This is a genomic window from Ignavibacteriota bacterium, assembly GCA_016716225.1.
Taxonomy (GTDB): domain Bacteria; phylum Bacteroidota; class Ignavibacteria; order Ignavibacteriales; family Melioribacteraceae.
Genome location: JADJWT010000001.1, coordinates 2,172,978 through 2,190,561, shown reverse-complemented (window position 1 = coordinate 2,190,561; position 17,584 = coordinate 2,172,978). Strand labels below are relative to the sequence as shown.

General features: G+C 27.1%; 17 protein-coding genes. 5 read left to right on the top strand and 12 right to left on the bottom strand.

Translation table 11 applies throughout. From position 1 onward, the window contains the following. Positions 1–24 precede the first annotated feature (24 nt). The 5 genes from queA (at position 25) to recG (ending at position 5,704) form a co-directional block, all read left to right on the top strand. Entirely contained in the window at positions 25–1,062 is a 1,038-nt protein-coding gene (queA, locus tag IPM32_09630) for a tRNA preQ1(34) S-adenosylmethionine ribosyltransferase-isomerase QueA (GenBank protein ID MBK8945514.1), read from the top strand. After that, the gene (ispD, locus tag IPM32_09625; protein ID MBK8945513.1) at positions 1,062–1,745 is read left to right on the top strand and encodes a 2-C-methyl-D-erythritol 4-phosphate cytidylyltransferase; all 684 of its coding nucleotides are present in this window, start codon (positions 1,062–1,064) and stop codon (positions 1,743–1,745) included. Before queA ends, ispD begins: the two co-directional genes overlap by 1 nt. A 79-nt stretch (positions 1,746–1,824) precedes the next feature. Then, on the top strand, positions 1,825–2,496 hold the full coding sequence (plsY, locus tag IPM32_09620; protein MBK8945512.1) for a glycerol-3-phosphate 1-O-acyltransferase PlsY: 672 nt from the start codon (positions 1,825–1,827) through the stop codon (positions 2,494–2,496). Then, positions 2,496–3,494 (top strand): NAD(P)H-dependent glycerol-3-phosphate dehydrogenase, encoded by a 999-nt coding sequence (locus IPM32_09615; protein ID MBK8945511.1) that lies wholly within the window; start codon positions 2,496–2,498, stop codon positions 3,492–3,494. The genes plsY and IPM32_09615 overlap by 1 nt, the downstream gene beginning before the upstream one ends. 29 nt (positions 3,495–3,523) lie before the next feature. After that, positions 3,524–5,704: an ATP-dependent DNA helicase RecG gene (recG, locus tag IPM32_09610; GenBank protein ID MBK8945510.1), complete on the top strand. Its 2,181-nt coding sequence runs from the start codon at positions 3,524–3,526 to the stop codon at positions 5,702–5,704. Between the two features lie 4 nt (positions 5,705–5,708). Here the strand turns inward: recG and IPM32_09605 are convergent, their stop codons facing one another. The 12 genes from IPM32_09605 to IPM32_09550 form a co-directional block, all read right to left on the bottom strand. Continuing rightward, on the bottom strand, positions 5,709–6,200 hold the full coding sequence (locus IPM32_09605) for a thioredoxin (protein ID MBK8945509.1): 492 nt from the start codon (positions 6,198–6,200) through the stop codon (positions 5,709–5,711). A gap of 10 nt (positions 6,201–6,210) precedes the next feature. Then, positions 6,211–7,095, bottom strand: a complete 885-nt coding sequence (locus tag IPM32_09600) for an NAD(+)/NADH kinase (GenBank protein ID MBK8945508.1) — start codon at positions 7,093–7,095, stop codon at positions 6,211–6,213. A 22-nt stretch (positions 7,096–7,117) separates the two neighbouring features. Then, positions 7,118–8,980: an ABC transporter ATP-binding protein gene (locus IPM32_09595; protein MBK8945507.1), complete on the bottom strand. Its 1,863-nt coding sequence runs from the start codon at positions 8,978–8,980 to the stop codon at positions 7,118–7,120. Between the two features lie 72 nt (positions 8,981–9,052). After that, positions 9,053–10,111, bottom strand: a complete 1,059-nt coding sequence (locus IPM32_09590; GenBank protein ID MBK8945506.1) for a CDP-glycerol glycerophosphotransferase family protein — start codon at positions 10,109–10,111, stop codon at positions 9,053–9,055. 3 nt (positions 10,112–10,114) lie between these two features. Then, positions 10,115–11,185: a hypothetical protein gene (locus tag IPM32_09585; protein MBK8945505.1), complete on the bottom strand. Its 1,071-nt coding sequence runs from the start codon at positions 11,183–11,185 to the stop codon at positions 10,115–10,117. Between the two features lies 1 nt (position 11,186). Next, positions 11,187–12,224, bottom strand: a complete 1,038-nt coding sequence (gene waaF / locus IPM32_09580) for a lipopolysaccharide heptosyltransferase II (GenBank protein ID MBK8945504.1) — start codon at positions 12,222–12,224, stop codon at positions 11,187–11,189. Position 12,225: 1 nt separating this feature from the next. Continuing rightward, positions 12,226–13,317 carry a glycosyltransferase family 4 protein gene (locus tag IPM32_09575; GenBank protein ID MBK8945503.1) on the bottom strand — a complete coding sequence of 364 codons (1,092 nt, stop codon included), beginning with the start codon at positions 13,315–13,317 and terminating at the stop codon, positions 12,226–12,228. Then, the gene (locus IPM32_09570) at positions 13,298–14,053 is read right to left on the bottom strand and encodes a glycosyltransferase family 2 protein (GenBank protein ID MBK8945502.1); all 756 of its coding nucleotides are present in this window, start codon (positions 14,051–14,053) and stop codon (positions 13,298–13,300) included. Before IPM32_09570 ends, IPM32_09575 begins: the two co-directional genes overlap by 20 nt. A 1-nt stretch (position 14,054) precedes the next feature. Continuing rightward, a complete protein-coding gene (locus IPM32_09565; protein ID MBK8945501.1) occupies positions 14,055–14,903 on the bottom strand; it encodes a glycosyltransferase in 849 nt (282 codons plus the stop codon). Positions 14,904–14,924: 21 nt separating this feature from the next. Continuing rightward, complete coding sequence (locus tag IPM32_09560; protein MBK8945500.1) at positions 14,925–15,674, bottom strand: glycosyltransferase; 750 nt, start codon at positions 15,672–15,674, stop codon at positions 14,925–14,927. A 4-nt stretch (positions 15,675–15,678) separates the two neighbouring features. Beyond that, complete coding sequence (locus IPM32_09555; GenBank protein ID MBK8945499.1) at positions 15,679–16,791, bottom strand: glycosyltransferase family 4 protein; 1,113 nt, start codon at positions 16,789–16,791, stop codon at positions 15,679–15,681. Positions 16,792–16,804: 13 nt separating this feature from the next. Next, entirely contained in the window at positions 16,805–17,572 is a 768-nt protein-coding gene (locus tag IPM32_09550) for a class I SAM-dependent methyltransferase (protein ID MBK8945498.1), read from the bottom strand. Positions 17,573–17,584 lie beyond the last annotated feature (12 nt).

Here is a 17,584-nt window from a genome sequence, read left to right as displayed (position 1 = left end):
TAATTTTATGATATAGGAGAATAAATGAAATTATCTGATTTTAAATACACTTTGCCAAAACCGTCAATTGCTAAATATCCGGTTAAACCAAGAGATACTGCAAAGATGATGGTTTTTAAAAGAGAAACCACAAATGTTGAGCATAAGCAATTTAAAGATATTTCTGATTATATGGCGAAGGGTGATGTTCTTGTTGTGAATAATACAAAAGTTATGCAGGCAAGGTTATTCGGGCAAAAAGAAAGAACAAATGCAAAGATTGAGGTTTTTGTTTTACGTGAGTTAAATAGAGAAGAAAAAATTTGGGATGTAATTGTTGATCCGGCAAGAAAAGTAAGAATTGGAAATAGAATCTATTTCAATGATAAACTTTGGTGCGAAGTTATTGATAATACAACCTCTAGAGGTAGAACCGTTAGAATCAATTATGATGGTGATGATATTTATAAGGCAATTGAAAAAATTGGACAAACTCCACTTCCGCCATATATAAAGAGAGCAACAGAAAAAACTGACAGAGATGATTATCAAACACTTTTTGCAGAAACCGATGGATCAGTAGCTGCTCCTACAGCCGGTTTACATTTTACCGCTGAGTTAATTAAAAAAATTAAGAAAAAAGGTGTAAATATTGTTCCAGTTACTCTACATATTGGATTAGGAACTTTCAGACCTGTTGAAGTTGAAGATTTAACAAAACATAAAATGGATTCAGAATATTTTGAAATTCCGGAAGAAACTGCTACAACAATTAATGAAGCTCTAAAAGCAAAAAAGAATGTGTTTGTTGTTGGAACTAGTGCAACAAGAGCTTTAGAAAGTAGTGTTACAGCAGAAGGTTTTGTTAAACCAAATTATGGCTGGACTGATAAATTTATTTTTCCACCTTACGAATTCAAAATAACAAAAAAACTTATCACCAATTTCCACCAACCGGAATCTACTTTATTAATGCTTGCTGCTGCTTTCGGCGGTTATGATGAAGTAATGAAAAATTATAAAAAAGCATTAAAAGAAAAATATAGATTCTTAAGTTACGGTGATGCAATGCTGATTTTATAATGAGCAATATTGTTATAATTCCTTCTGCTGGTTCAGGCTCAAGATTTAATTCCCCAATTCCAAAACAATACGTTAAGGTTTTGGGGAAAGAGTTAATTGTTTACACATTTGAAATATTTCAAAATTGTAATGAAATTGATGAAATTATAATCCCAGCAGAAAAAAAATATTTTGAATTTCTACTTTCACTTAAAGAAAAATATAATATCACAAAAATCTCAAAAATAATTGAAGGTGGAAAAGAAAGACAAAATTCAGTTTACAATGGATTAACTTCAAAAAAATTTCATGATGAGGATTTAATTCTCGTTCACGATGCTGCTCGTCCACTTTTATCTCAATCACTGCTTAAGAATTCTTTAAAAGTAGCTGAAAAATTCGATAGTATTGTAATTGCAATTAGAGCAAGAGATACACTAATCAGCGGAAATGAAATTGTAGAAAATTATGAAGATAGATCAAAAATTTATTATGCTCAAACTCCACAAATTTTTAGATTTAAAATATTAATCAAAGCTTTTAATATTGCTATAAAACAAAATTTCATGGCAACGGATGAATCGATGCTTGTTAAAAACGCAGGATTTGATGTGAAAATTGTTAACGGTGAATTTACAAATTTTAAAGTAACTGAAAACAACGATCTAGATTTAGTAGAAAAATTAATTAAAAATTTTTCTTAACTTTTTTATTTACATATCAATTTTTGCTATTGAAAATAATTATGTAATTCAATATCTTGAATAAATTTTTGAGGAGAATATGCCAAATCTTCTTTTTATAATTGTTTTATCATATTTAGTTGGATCAATACCAATAAGCATAATCTTAACAAAACTTGTTAAAGGTGTTGATGTACGCAATTTTGGAAGTGGAAATGCAGGTGGAACGAATGTTTCTCGCGTACTTGGTAAAAAATATGGAGTTTTAACAATTATTTTAGATGCATTCAAAGGTGTAATTGCTGTAGTTTTTATTTCAAGATTATACTTTGGTAATTTTCCTTTCCCAAATAATACTCCATTTGATGATTTTACATTGATTCAAATTATTGCAGGAATTTCTGCCGTAATCGGACATATTTGGACAATATTTGCAGGATTCAAAGGTGGAAAAGGAATTGCAACCGGATTAGGCGTTTTAGTTTCAATTGTTACTTTAGATATGATAATGGCTTTAGGTGTATTTTTAATTGTCGTCTATTTTTCAAAATATATTTCTTTAGCTTCAATGTCAGCAGCAGTTTCTGTTCCCTTAATCATGATCATTAGAGAAAATATTTTTGGTGTTGATATTCCAAGCTACCATAATATCTTACCATTTGTAATTGCTTTAGCTTTGTTAGTTATTTACACTCATCGAGCAAATGTTGATAGATTAATAAAAGGAAGTGAAAACAAAATTTCACTATTCAAAAAAAAATTAAATAATTAATGCGAATTTCAGTATTAGGAGCTGGAAGCTGGGGAACGGCTCTTTCAATTATTCTTCAATCCAACGGTCATGACGTAACTCTTTGGGAATACAAAAGAGGTTATTACAAAACACTTAAAAGAACTCGTGAGAATAAGATTTATCTCCCAAAAGTAAAAATTCCTAAAGAAATAAATATTACGAATTCTCTTAAAGAAGGATGCATTAATCAACACATGATTGTTCTTGCAATTCCTTCACAATTTATAAGAGGTGTTTTAAAAAGTATTAAAAGTTTTGATTTTGATGATACAACATTTATAAGTGTTGCAAAAGGAATTGAACAGAAAACACTTTTTACGGTTTCACAAATTATTAAAGATGAAATTCCAAGTATTGAAAATAGAAATATTGGCGTGCTTTCTGGACCAAGTCATGCTGAAGAAGTTGCATTAAAAATTCCAACAGCAGTTGTTTCTGCATCAAGTGATATTGAAACTGCCCAGCAAATTCAAGCCGCTTTTACTACTTCATATTTTAGAGTTTATTATTCAACAGATATTATTGGTGTTGAATTAGGTGGAGCTTTAAAAAATGTTATTGCAATAGGCGCCGGAATGGTTGACGGTGCAAAATTTGGCGATAATACCAAAGCTGCAATTATGACAAGAGGAATTGCTGAAATTTCCAGAATTGGAATTGAAATGGGTGCTAGACCGGAAACATTTTCCGGACTTTCCGGTGTTGGAGATTTAATTGTAACCTGCATGAGTAAATACAGTCGCAATAGATATGTTGGTGAACAAATTGGTTCCGGGAAAAAATTAAAAGCTATTCTTAACTCAATGCAGATGGTGGCAGAAGGAGTTGCAACTTGTCAATCGACGTATGAATTAGCAAGAAAACATAATGTTGCTACACCAATTGTTGATGCAGTATTTAGCGCACTTTTTCTTGATAAAGATCCTAAGAAAGCAACTTATGAATTAATGGCAAGAGATATGAAATCGGAACATTAAATAATTTATAATTTCCCTCCGATAAAAATATGCAAACCAAACAAATATCAGATTCAATTCAATTTCTTAGCGGAGTTGGTCCTAAAAGATCAGAATCTTTTAATCTGCTTGGAATAAAAACTATAGAAAATTTACTTTTTTATTTCCCCTCAAAATATTTAGACAGAACAAAAATTTTAAGTGCTGTTAAAGTTTCTCAATTAGTTGTGAATGGTTATGATGGTGAGGTTACAATTGTTGGAAAAGTTATTGATTCCGAATTTATAAATTATGGCAAGAAACAAATTTTCAAAGTTATTTTAAAAGACAATAGCGGATTGTTTGAATGTGTTTGGTTTAAAGGAATAAAATATTTTAAAACATATTTTAAAGTTGATGAATACTATGCTATTTCTTCAAAACCGGTTTTAACAAAATATGGAAATCTTCAATTCACGCATCCGGATTTTGATAAATTCAGCATTGACGAAACTAATGATTTTGTAAACACCGGAAAAGTAATTCCATTCTATACAATTCCAAAAGAATTAAAGGATAAAAATATTGGTGATATCGGATTAAGGCGAATTATTAAACAAGCAGTTGATGATTATTCAGATTTAATTTCAGAAACACTTCCGGAAAATATTATTTCCGAAAATAATTTAATGCAATTAAAATATGCGGTAAAAAATATTCATTTTCCAGAAAATCTAGAAAAACTCGATCTTGCTAAAAATAGATTTAAATATGAAGAATTGTTTTTCATCGAAACTTTGGTAGCAATTAGAAAATATAAATTCATTAGTAATATTAAGGGGATATCATTTTTAATTCATGCTGATACTATTAAAAAATTTTTAAGCAATCTTCCATTTGAATTAACAAAAGATCAGTTAAAAGTTTTGCATGAAATAAAACTTGATATGACAGAAACAAAACCAATGAATAGACTTCTTCAAGGTGATGTTGGAAGTGGAAAAACAATTGTTGCAATAATAAGTATGCTGATTGCAGTTAGTAATAATTATCAAGCTGTAATTATGGCACCAACGGAAATACTTGCTCAACAGCATTTTTTAACAATTATGGAATTATTGAAGAATTTTAATTTCCGAATTGAACTATTAATCGGTGGAACAAAAAAAAGTGAAAAGGATAATATTCTTGAATCAATAAAAAATGGAAACTGCAATATAATTATTGGAACTCATGCTTTAATTGAAGAAAATGTTGAATTTGCAAAAATTGGATTAGTTATTATTGACGAACAGCATCGTTTTGGAGTTGCACACCGCGGAAAGCTAATAACGAAAGGCATTTCACCGGATGTATTAATAATGACTGCAACTCCAATTCCGCGAACTTTAACAATGACGTTATATGGAGATTTGGATTTATCAATTATTGAAGAACTTCCAAAAAACAGAATTGAAATAAAAACTGTTTTGAGAGGTGAAAATAGTTTACCTGAAATTTATAATTTTGTAATTGATAAGCATAATGAAGGATATCAATCATTTATTGTATTTCCGTTAGTTGAAGAATCAGAGAAAATGGAATTAAAAGCCGCAGAAGTTTATTATGATAAATTAAGGTCTTCATATCTTCAAAAATTAAAATTAGGATTACTTCATGGAAGAATGAGTTGGAAAGAAAAAGACGAAACTATGCACAGATTTAAAAATAAAGAATTTGACGTGCTGATTTCTACAACGGTTATAGAAGTTGGAATTGATATTCCAGATGCAAATATTATTATTATAAATGATGCGGAAAGATTTGGACTTTCTCAACTTCATCAATTAAGAGGAAGAGTTGGTAGAGGTACAAAGCAAGCATATTGTATTTTAGTTACAAAAAATGATTTATCAGCAAAAACAAAAAACTTTAATTTTAATTTTGATTATTTGTCAAAAGCACAAATTGATTTCCACAAATCAAAAATTAGATTGAATGCAATGGTAAAATATTCAAGCGGATTTGAATTATCTGAGATTGATTTGAAACTTCGCGGACCTGGCGATATTTTTGGTAAAATGCAAAGCGGGTTCCCCAATTTAGTTTTTGCGGATTTAGTTGCTGATCAGCAAATTTTAATTAAAGCAAAAAATGATGCATTTAATATTGTTGCAAATGATAATAGTTTAAAAGATCCAAAACATTTTATGATTAAGAAAAAACTAAAAGATTATTATTCAGAAAATTTACGTTATGCAACAATTGGATAATTTTTCAATCAATAATTTCAAATAAATCTTTTTCTAAAGTTTCATTCGGTGTTTCAATTATTCTTCCAATTTCTTCATCATCTTCTAAAATAATAAATGTTGGAACAAATTCAATATTTAAATCTACGGTTTCATTTGTTAATCCATTTTTAGTTCTATCTACATTTATGATAGTTAAATTATCATCACAAAAGCCAATAGAATCAAGGATTTTAAAGAATCGTGGCACTTCCCTTCTGCTATCGCTGCACCAAGTTCCTAAAACGATTTTTATTTTTTTCCCAACAATTTCAGATTTTAAATTATTAATTAAATTTGTATCAACTAGATAATTTTTATATTCCACATTAAACCAACCTGCAAAATTTGAATCTTCAAATGCTTCACGAGTTGAAATTCCAATTAGCATTATTTTTTTTGATTTCACATCTTCAACCAATTTATAATTTTGTGCAAATAATGATGACGTAATAAAAAAGAATAAAATTAATTTCATAAATATTCCGTTAATTATTTGTATTTCTGATATCAATTCCCCAATATAGTTTTTTTCTTAAAATTTCAAAATAATGTTTATGTGAACTGTGTACTAAATTTAAATCAAAATCACTTTTTGTAATTTCAAGAACTGCTGTTGGTTTTAAATAACTTACTCTTTGCCCATCGCAAATTACTTGTACATTTTGAAACGGAGAAAAAGCTTTTATTATAACTTTTTGATTGCTTGATATAACTAAAGGTCGCATTGTTAACGTATGCGGAGAAATAGGACTAAGTGTAATTGCATGAGTTTGAGGATTTACAATTGGTCCGCCGGTTGATAAAGAATATCCGGTTGAACCGGTTGGAGTTGCAATTATAATTCCATCTGCAGAAAAAGTGCTTACGTGTTCGTTATCAATTTCAATTGTTATTTCAATCATTTTGGGATATTTACCACGATCAATAACAATATCATTTATTGCGTAAAATGTTTCACCTTCTTCTGATAAACATTTTCCGTGAAGTGTATTTCTTTTTTCAATTATTAAATTTTCTTTTTTAATATTCGAAATTAATTCATCAATTCTATCTGAATCATATTCGGTTAAAAATCCAAGTTTGCCAAAGTTTAATCCGATAATTGGAGTTTGCGTAAATCTTGCATGAAATGCTGTGTGCAGTAAAGTACCATCGCCGCCGATTGAAATTATTACATCACATTTTTTCGATAATTCTTCATCACTGTATAATGAGAAATTTTCCCAATTAATTTCCAATTCATTTTGAGCTTTTAATACAGAATTACTTATTGCAAAATCTAAATTAGCTTCAGATAGTTTATTTATAAATTCTTTAAGAAATAATAATATTTCTTTTTTCTGATAGTTTGGTGTTATTCCAACAATCATTTTATGATCTTCTATTTTAATTTTATTCTAAATTTCTGAATTGAAGTTCATATAACTTTTTATATAAACCATTTTCATCATTTAATAATTCTTGATGTTTTCCTTGCTGAACAATTTTACCTTTATCTAAAACTAAAATTCTGCTTGCATTTCTTATTGTACTTAATCTATGTGCAATAACAAATGTTGTACGTTCTGCCATAAGTCTTTCTATTGCTTCTTGAACTAACATTTCCGATTCATTATCAAGCGCCGAAGTTGCTTCATCAAAAATCATAATTGGTGGATTTTTCAAAAGTGCGCGCGCAATTGATAATCTTTGCCTTTGTCCGCCGGAAATTTTTGTACCATGCTCCCCAATTACAGTTTCATATTTGTTAGGCATATCTTCAATAAAATTATGTGCATTTGCGATTTTTGCAACTTCAATAATTTTTTCCACTGGAAAATCTTTTAATCCATAAGCAATATTTTTTTTTATCGATTCATTAAATAAAACTGTTTCTTGCGTTACAATTCCCATTAATTTTCGTAAGCTTTCCAGCGAGATTAATTTTGTATCATTTCCATCAATAAAAATTCTGCCGGAAGTTGGATCATAAAATCTTGGTATCAAATCAACAAAAGTAGTTTTTCCCGCACCACTTCCGCCAACAAGTGCAATGATTTCACCTTTGTTAACTTTTAGTGAAATATTATCTAATATAATTTCATCCGAATCATCATACTTAAATGTTACATTTTGAAATTCTATATTTTCACTAAAACCATTGATCTCTATTGGGTTTTCGACATTTTTAATTTTTGGTTCGGTATCAATAATTTCAAAAATTCTATCACCAGCGGCGATTGATTCTTGAATTTTATTATTTACAGTTGCAATTGTTTTGAGGATAGGAATCATTTGAAAAACTGCAAACAAGAATGTTAAAAATTCACTTGCTCTTAATGATTTTTGTTCAAGCACTAATAATCCGCCATAATAAATAATTACTACACCAACTGAAACTGCAATAAATTCAGTCGCTGGCGAAGCAATATTTTGAATTCGAGCTTTCTTTAAAAAAGTTTTAAAGAATCTTCTTGTTTCTGAAACAAATTTTTCATTCTCATATTTTTCCATTCCAAAGGCTTTTACAATTTTAATTCCACTCAAAGTTTCTTGTAAAATGGTTGTTAAATTTCCCATTTGACCTTGAAGAATTTTTGATTGTTTTCTTAATCTTTTTCCAAGCCAAACAATAATTAAGATTGAGAATGGAAGAATTAATAATGAGATTACAAATAATTTCCAGCTGATTGAAACAGCAATAATTACAAATATTACAAGTGTAAGTGGTTCACGGAAAAGTGAAAAAAACACCGAAGATAAACTCGCTTCCATTATGTAAACATCATTTGTAATTCTTGAAATCAAATCACCGGTTTTTTCATTTTTAAAAAAACTCATTGGAAGTTTATGCAAATGTTTATAAGCAGCATCTCTAATATTTTTTATTATTCCTTGTTGAACATATGCAAGAAAATATTCTTGAATGTATGAGAAAATACTTTTACCTAAAAAAGAAAGAAGAATTAGCAAACATATTCTAAATAAAACATCGCTTGTTTCTCCGGCAAAAATAAATTTATGGAAAGTTTTGGATATTGATTCCAATTCTTCATTTATCCAATTTGGAAGAATATTACTTTTTTCTTCTATCTGCGTTTTTTCAATTTTAGCAGCAGTAATTTCTTTTTGTTGAAAAAGTGTATCAAGCAAAGGTATAGTTAAATATACAGTTGCTCCATGAAGAAGTGAAAATAAAATTACAGAAATAATTGTTACAATTAAGTGTTTCCAGAAAGGAATTACAAAGGTTAAAATTCTTTTATAGGTATTCAAATTTATTAGTTATTTAGTGTGATATGTAAAAATAGGCAAAGCTTAATAGCAATACAAATTGATGGCAAAAATCTATTTTATGAAAATTCCCTTTTGTTCAAGAAATACTTTAATTTTCTCAGCCATAATTTTTGCTGAATTTCCATCAAATTTATTAATCATAATATTTGAATAATATTTTCTTTTTTCCGAATGCAGATTGCTATTTAATAAAACATTCGGCAAAATTTCAGATAATTCTTCAAATGAATTTACTCTAAAAGATATTTCGTTTAACATTGTAACAATTTTATTTGTAAGTCTTTCTTTTTCATCAATTCTGAAGGTAATTATAGGTTTATCTAAAGTACAATATTCAGCAATTATTGATGATGAATCTCCAATTAAAACGTCTGCAAGTAATAAATACGGTGCTGTTTTTTCATCTTCTATAAAATAAATTTTTGGTGTGGATTTTATTTTCTCAACAATTTTTTTTTCTGTGAACGAATGAACAGTAACTAAAATATTATAATTATTTGTTAAAAGATTTAGTTTGTCATACCACTTTTCAATTGCAGATAATTTCGATTTATTCCATGTTGCTGAAAATAAAATTATTGGTTTATTATTATTAAAATTAAATTTTGATTTTAACTTTTCTAATTCTTCTTTTGTAATCGAATCATTATGTAAAATATCTATTTTGGGAAATCCGCCGATTTCACCATTTTTAATTCCCATTTCCTTTGCTTCGATTAATTCTGTCTGCGAAGTAAAAAAGTACAAATCAAATTTGTTATATTTTTCTTTTCCAATAAAATTCTTAAAATTATAAGCTCCATGCCGCAAACCGATTTTAATAATGTTTTTTACGGGAAACATATGTAAAGAATGTCTTGCCATAATTACAACTTCCGGATAAACTGGCCACAGTATTGAGGAAACGCCATGTTCAAAAAGTTTTTCTTGAACATTTCTATTTTTGGAAGCTATAGATACTTCTGGGAAATAATTTAAGAGTGGTTCAAAAATTTCATAGTCAATAAAATCAGAGCAATAAAAAACAATCGGAAAAGGATTATTTCTTGAATTTGTTAGGTGCCAAGCAATTGTATAAGGAATTTTTAAAAATATTTCTGAAAATACCATTTCTTAATTTGCTTTTTTTGAATTAATGAATTTTGTTAATCCGTATACAATTTCATTTTCAATTGAATTTTTATTATCTACAAAATTCCATTCATTATTTTTATAGTAGTAATAACCTTTGGAATACACAAAAACATTTATACCAAAATGTAATGCTTGAAATTCGAAAGTATAAAATTTATTATTTGATTCGCAAATGTCTATTGATAAAAACGGAGAATCGAATTTTTCATAAAAGGATTTTGCATAACTTAGAAGATCTTTATTTACTTCAAAATTGAAATCGAATTTCTTTGCACCGCTTGCTCTAAAATCATTATCTCTATTGTGTCTTTTAGTTATAAAATATTTATCATAAATTATTAAAACTCTATAATCAGCTTTCAGATTTGGAATAAATTCTTGCAGAATAAAATTATCTCTTTCGGTTACATATTCTTTGTATTCTATGTAATCAATTTCATTACTGTAATTTGGATAAAGCTTATAATGTTTTTTCTTTCTAAAGTATTTTCTTCGGAGTAAATCTAATTTTGTAAATATTCCAATTTTTTCAAACTTATCAAGTTTTGTTTTTAGCTCTTCTTTATTATTTACAAGGAAAACATTTTTACCATTCGACCCATTTACATGCTTTAAGACAATTGGATAAAATAATTGGGAAAAATCTATTTCAGATTTATCATTAAAATAAAAACTTTTAAGTGAATCTAAATATAATTGCTTTCGATATAGTTCTTGATAACCTTTATTTTCATGGCACAAAAGTAAATCATATGAAGGAATAATTAGATTATTAAACTTGCTAAGATGATAGATTAAATCTTTTATGTAATTTCTAACGTTTTCATTCTGACTAAAAGTATAAAATATTATTGAATTTATAATTTCAATATTATTGTTTACAACTTTCTGGAACTCGTAAGTTTCAACTTTAAAATCATTTTCAATAAGTTGCTTATTAATTTTTTGAGTATCCATACTTACCCAAGGTTTTCTGGTTTGACCAAAAAAATTATTTTTTCCAGTAAGTAAAATTATTTTAGAAAAATCAATTTTATCCAATTCTATCATACTAAGTTAATTTTTCTTTTATTTTTTGATAAACAAATTCTGGTTTTAATTCAAGCATACATTTAAAATGATCCAACGGGCATTTGCTTCCACCGTGTTTTCCGCAAGGACGGCAATCTAATTCAACTTCCAATATTTTATCATTTTCTCTGTATGGATAAAATCCAAAATTTTTAACTGTCGGACCAAATATAGCAATAACATCTGTTTTTACCGCGTTTGCAATGTGCATCGGTGCGCTGTCATTTGATAAAATTAAATTCATATTTTTAATTAATGCTGCTGATTCAAGGAGAGATAATTCTCCAGCTAAATTTTTAATTTTTGCTGCATTTATTTCTGCAATTTCGTTACACAATAACTTGTCTTCTTTTCCGCCAATTAAAAATATTTCTAAATTATGATTGCTCAATAATTTTATTAATTCTTTAAAATATTCTTTAGGCCATTGTTTTGTAAATTGTGCAGAGCTTGGAGCTATTCCAAGTCTAAATATTCCATCTGACCTATTTAACAACATATCTATTTTTTTTTCTTCCTGTTCACTCCAAAATAATTCAGTTTCATCGTTAAAAATAAAATCACCAAAAGGTTCTAATAACTTTAAAACACGCTTCCTTAAATGCAATCCTTTAATCAAATTAATTGTATGAGTAAGTAATTTTTGTCGCGGATAACCAATTCTAATTTTTATTCTTCCGATTAACATTATGATTGAAGATGTAAACGAACTTTGAATTGAAATTACAGCATCATATTTTTCTATAAAAACTATTTTTAGAACTTTAAAGAAAGAAAATATCCGTGTTAATTTTTCACGTTTATCAAACTCAATAATTTTACTAATGTGCGGATTATGCTTAAACAAATTACTTGTTTGAGGAATTACCAAAATATCAAGTTTTGAAGTTGGATATATTTTTTTTATTTCTCTTAAAATTGGAGTACTTAAAATTGCATCACCAATAAATGCCGTTTGTATAACAAGAATTTTTTTGATACTTTTTTTTTCTTTTTCACTTAATTGTAATTTTGGCATTTTATTTTAAAAGTAACTCATTGTAAAGTTTTAAATATTGTTCAATATTATTTTCAATTGAAAAATTAACTACTTCTTTTTTTGCATTTTCAGAAATACTTTTTCTAAGATCAGAATTTGCAATAACTTCAAAAATTGCTTTAGCAAGTTGGCTTGGATTTTTAGGTTCAACTAAAATTCCATTGTGATAGCTTTTTATTAGCTCCGGAATTCCTCCAGTATTTGTAGCAATAACTGGAAGTCCGATAGACATTGCATCAATTATAGATGTTCCTAATCCTTCTTTCTTTGATGATAACACAAATATATCAAATACTTTAAGGTACTTTCCAATTTCTTTTTGAAATCCGACGAAAATTATATCATCAATAATTTTTAATTCTTTTGCAAGATTTTCAATTTCATATTTTTGTGGCCCATCACCAACAATACATAATTTTGTATCATTAATTTTCTCTTTAACTAATTTAAAAGCTCTTAAGAGATTGGGATAATCTTTGTGTCCGACAAATGCCGCAACTGTTCCAATTAAAAATGCATTTGAATTTTCCTTCAAAGATTTAGAAAATTTTTCATCAGCAATAAAGTTATCAAATTTATTTATATCAGTACCGCTTCTAATTGTTAATAATTTATTATCGCTAATTCCATCTTCCAATAAAACTTTTTTTATAAATCCCGAAATACAAATTATTTTATCAATTTTACTTGTACTATATTTTAACTTGCTTAAAACGTTTTTGTTAATATTAAAATCAACTCTTCTTACTGCAATAAGTTTCAATTTAGGTGAAAATAATTTCACAAAAATTGCTATTGTTTGAGAATGTGCCGAGTGGGATTGGATAATATCAACATTTGTTTTTTTACAAATTTTAGAGATTTTATAGGCAGAAAGAATATCTAGTTCTCCAAAAATATTTATTTCAATGAAGGGGAGTTTTTTTTCAATACAAATTTTTTTCAATTCTGAATTTTTATTACAAATTAGTATTGAATCAATTCCGCGTTTTACTAAACCTTCATGAAGATATAAAACTTGCTGCTGACCGCCACGCCAATATTTTTCGGTATCAATGTGGAGAATTTTCATTATTCTTTTGCCAAATTTTTATGTACTTAAGATAAACACCAAACGCAGAATGAATGCTAAGAATAAATCCAATCTTTCCATCACGAAAACCTTTCTGCAAAAAATACATTTTAAGAAATTTATTTATTCCAAAAAATAATGAACTTAAAATTGAATATTTTTTATCGCCGATTTTAATTACTGATAAATCAGTGTAGCGATTCATTTTATTAATATGCAGACTTATTGTAGGATAAGTATAATGAAGTAGCGGTTCAAATATTTTCGTTTTTTCACCACTTAAAACAACTGATTCATGAACTAAATCCTCATTAAAATTTCCATGTTTTTTACTGAATAATCTTAACGGAAAATCTTTATCCCAACCGCAATGTTTAATTTCTTTACCAAGATAAAAAGATTTTCGTTTTATATTATATCCATTAAATTTTGGATTTATTAAAATTTCTTCAATCTTATTTTTTAGTTGCTCTGTTACAACTTCATCGGAATCTATTGATAAAATCCAATCATTAGTAGAATTTTCAACTGCATATTTTTTTGTTTTCCCAAATCCTTTCCATTCAGTCTGAAATATTTTGCAATTATATTTTTTACAAATTTCAATTGTTTTATCAGTAGAATATGAATCAACTATAATAATTTCATTAACCCAAAATAAAGATTTCAAACATCGTTCAATGTTTGATTCTTCATTATGTGTAATTATCACAACAGATAAATTATTTTTATTCATATTATTTTAATTGCAAAACAGCAACTTTATCTTCACCTTTTGGATTATCCAAACCAAATTCACATTTTACTAATCCGTTTGAAATTTCAATTTTACGATTTTTATAATAATTGTTATTAATTTTTTTTTCGCTTTGGTAATTTGGCAAATGGAACAAATGTAAAGGATATTCATTCCAAAATGGATTGAAACCAATAATATTTATTGCATTTAATCTATTCCCCAAATCATCATCTTCTCTACCACCATCCGAATAATTTTCATCAAATCCATTAACCAAAATTAAATCTGATTTTCTAGTTGCAAAAACTCCGGCACGTAATTTTACACCTTTTCTAATTAATTTATTTTTCTTCATTAAATAAGCATAACCATCTTCTAGGAATTGTTGCTTAATTTTTAATTTTTGTTTGATAAATAAATCGTTAGAAAAATCAAAATTCACAATTTTATTTTCATCAATATTTATTGATTGACTTTCCGTTAATCTAATTGGATACGAAACAATAAATTTATTTTCATTCAGATTTTCAATAAAGGTTTTAACATAGTTTTTTGTAGAAATAATATCTTGATCATAGAAAATAATTTTTTCACAAGTTGCAATTTTGATTGCATTGTTTCTTGCTTTGGCAGCTCTGAAACCATTATGAGGTTGCTTAATAAATTTTAATTCAAATTTAAATGATGGAATAAGATCACTAATTCCTGCAATAATATTATCTTCAGAACCATCATCAGTAATGATAACTTCTTTAGGAATTAGAGATTGATGATTAATAGAAATTAATGATTTTCTCAGTAATTCAACTTTATTATAAACAATAATTATAACCGAAAAATCTTCCATCTATAAAAAATTAAGAGCTTATTAAATATTAAATATTTTTTTCAATCGCCACCGAAAGTTATAATATAATCTTTCAATATCAGAATAGTATTTTTTTCGTGCTTGCTGTTTTTCAGTTTTAATTAATTTAGCGTAATTCTTTTTAGTAGAAACTCCGCCTTTATAGAACTCTGAAATAATTTCACCGAAGTAATAAAATTTTAAATTATATTTTATCAATGCGCGCATAAACCATTCATAGTCCGCAGCCAATTTAAAACTCTCATCAAATTTACCACATTTTTCAAAACTGCCTTTTTTATAAAATGTTGCCGGATGAGGAATTGATCCTCTAAAAATTGAAAACTTTGAAACCGGCGAACTCTTCCAATGATTAACAATTTTTTCATTTTCTTTAATAATTACATCGCCGTAGAAAATATCATTATTCTTAAAAATATTTTCCGATACATTATTAACAAAATTTTGAATTGATTTTGGTGAGTACAAATTATCATCTGCATTTAGGAAAAATAAAAAATCACCGGTTGCAAAATCCAATGCTTTATTCATTGCATTGTAAATTCCACTGTCCTTTTCTGAAATAATTTTTGCAATCGTATTTTTATATTTATTTATAATTTCAAGTGTGTTATCATCAGAAGCCCCGTCCACAATTATGTATTCAATATTTTTATAATTTTGCTCAACAACACTTTTTATTGATTTCTCAATTGTTCGGCTGGAATTTTTACATACTGTCATTATTGAAATTTTATAATCAGCAGTCATAATTTTATATTACACTTTCGTAAACTTTCTTTGTTTCATTTGCTGTTTTTTGCCAACTAAAATATTCTAATCTTTTTCTTCCGCGATTAATTATTTGATTTCGAATGTCAATATTTCTAATTACCTCAGAAATTTTTTCTCTCATATCATTATTGTTTTGCGGATCAAAATAAATTGCTGCATCTATTGCAATTTCCGGAAGCGAAGAATTATTACTTGCAATCACCGGACAATCACACGCAAATGCTTCAAGAATTGGAATTCCAAATCCCTCATAAAGTGAGGGATACACAAAAGCTATTGCCGATTTATACAACTGAATTAATTGAATATCATTATCAATTTTAATATGCTTAATTTGATTTACAATATTTAGTTCATGAAATATTTTTTTTTCATTTGGTTTAAAATATTCATCACCAGCACAAACAACAAATAATTTGCGATCTTCATTCATCAATGGGGATATAGTTTTTACAAAATTCAAAAAATTTTTGTAATTATTTCTTTTGCCAACAAATAGTAAATACTTTTCTGGTAAATCTATTTTCCTGTTATTTAAATCATCATTATTGACCAATAATGAATTACCATGATAAATTACACAAATCTTTTCATCTTTGATTTTGTAAAACTTTAATAAATCTTCTTTTGTGTTTTGCGAAACTGCTATAATTTTTCTGGCTGAATTATAAATTTCCCTTTTTGTTTCGGTATCAGAGTTCTTTAGTAAATTTGGAAATTTTTCATAAGTCAAATCATGCACTGTAATTACGTAAGGTTTTTTTTTAATTGATTTCAGAAAATATGAATTATAGTATGTCGGATGCATTACATCATAATTTTGATTATTTGCAAAATCCACACTCATTTTAAAATTAATTGAATTTAAATATCGAGTATAATAATTTTTTATACCTAGTTTTAAATTAGGGAAAAAAGATTTTACCTTAACGAATTCTGCATTTCTTAAATATTGATTATTTGAAAAGTAAATTGGAAGTTCAAAATTAATTTCTTCAGATTTTGAAAAGTGATTCATAAGCTCAAAAAAATATCTGGAAATTCCACCATATTTTTGCAAGGAAAATATTTGATAATCAAAAAATACTTTCAAAATTCTTAACCAGTTATTTTTTCAATTCTTGCGAGTCAAGAAATGTTTTAGATATTTGTTTTTTATTTATATACCAACTTAAGTTACTGCTTTTATTAAGAACAAATTTGTAAATATTTTTATTTGTTTTTTTTTCGGTAAGAAGATGTAAAATTTTTCCGGGTGAATATAAATTTAATTCAAATACTTTTGCTAAATATTCTAAAGTCTCTTTTGTGTAAAATGATAAATGCTGTCCGTGCTCTAAACCATAATACCACCATTTTTCCGGCTTGGGAATTGGATTCGGCAATAAATTTGTTGAGAATAAAATGTTTCTACTAAACTTTGTTATTTTTTTTATTTCATCCAAAGGATTGACAAAATGTTCAAAACATTCAAAAGCAGTTACTAATTCGAAATTATTAGTTGATTCATTTAATTCAAACCCTTTGGAAAAAATATTTTGTGTATATGGATCGTGCCAATAAAAATCAAAACCATTGTCTCGCATCAAACGCGTGAAAACACCATATCCACCGGCATAATCAAGAAACTTTGCTTCTTTGTTAAAATAAAAGAATAATATTGTTTTAGTTTTCTCAAGGAAATAAATATTTCTTTTTAATAAACCCGTATCAGTTAAATTGATAGGATTATTATAAGCTTCATCTAGCCAGTAAGGATTTTCGGTTTGCAAAAGATTACAATTGTTACATTGAAAATAATGAATATCAAATTTCTTTAAAATTTTTGCTGAAAATAATTCTCGTGTATTTGAACCACAAAGTCTACAATTCATTTTTGTTTTGAA

Excerpts from the sequence above, each read along its gene's own strand:
- IPM32_09550 (MBK8945498.1), bottom strand. The coding sequence starts at position 17,572 with ATGAATTGTAGACTTTGTGGTTCAAATACACGAGAATTATTTTCAGCA.
- queA (MBK8945514.1), top strand. The coding sequence starts at position 25 with ATGAAATTATCTGATTTTAAATACACTTTGCCAAAACCGTCAATTGCT.
- recG (MBK8945510.1), top strand. The coding sequence starts at position 3,524 with ATGCAAACCAAACAAATATCAGATTCAATTCAATTTCTTAGCGGAGTT.
- IPM32_09575 (MBK8945503.1), bottom strand. The coding sequence starts at position 13,317 with ATGAAAATTCTCCACATTGATACCGAAAAATATTGGCGTGGCGGTCAG.
- IPM32_09600 (MBK8945508.1), bottom strand. The coding sequence starts at position 7,095 with ATGATTGTTGGAATAACACCAAACTATCAGAAAAAAGAAATATTATTA.
- ispD (MBK8945513.1), top strand. The coding sequence starts at position 1,062 with ATGAGCAATATTGTTATAATTCCTTCTGCTGGTTCAGGCTCAAGATTT.
- IPM32_09585 (MBK8945505.1), bottom strand. The coding sequence starts at position 11,185 with ATGATAGAATTGGATAAAATTGATTTTTCTAAAATAATTTTACTTACT.
- IPM32_09565 (MBK8945501.1), bottom strand. The coding sequence starts at position 14,903 with ATGGAAGATTTTTCGGTTATAATTATTGTTTATAATAAAGTTGAATTA.
- IPM32_09570 (MBK8945502.1), bottom strand. The coding sequence starts at position 14,053 with ATGAATAAAAATAATTTATCTGTTGTGATAATTACACATAATGAAGAA.
- plsY (MBK8945512.1), top strand. The coding sequence starts at position 1,825 with ATGCCAAATCTTCTTTTTATAATTGTTTTATCATATTTAGTTGGATCA.
- IPM32_09605 (MBK8945509.1), bottom strand. The coding sequence starts at position 6,200 with ATGAAATTAATTTTATTCTTTTTTATTACGTCATCATTATTTGCACAA.
- IPM32_09615 (MBK8945511.1), top strand. The coding sequence starts at position 2,496 with ATGCGAATTTCAGTATTAGGAGCTGGAAGCTGGGGAACGGCTCTTTCA.
- IPM32_09590 (MBK8945506.1), bottom strand. The coding sequence starts at position 10,111 with ATGGTATTTTCAGAAATATTTTTAAAAATTCCTTATACAATTGCTTGG.
- waaF (MBK8945504.1), bottom strand. The coding sequence starts at position 12,224 with ATGCCAAAATTACAATTAAGTGAAAAAGAAAAAAAAAGTATCAAAAAA.
- IPM32_09560 (MBK8945500.1), bottom strand. The coding sequence starts at position 15,674 with ATGACTGCTGATTATAAAATTTCAATAATGACAGTATGTAAAAATTCC.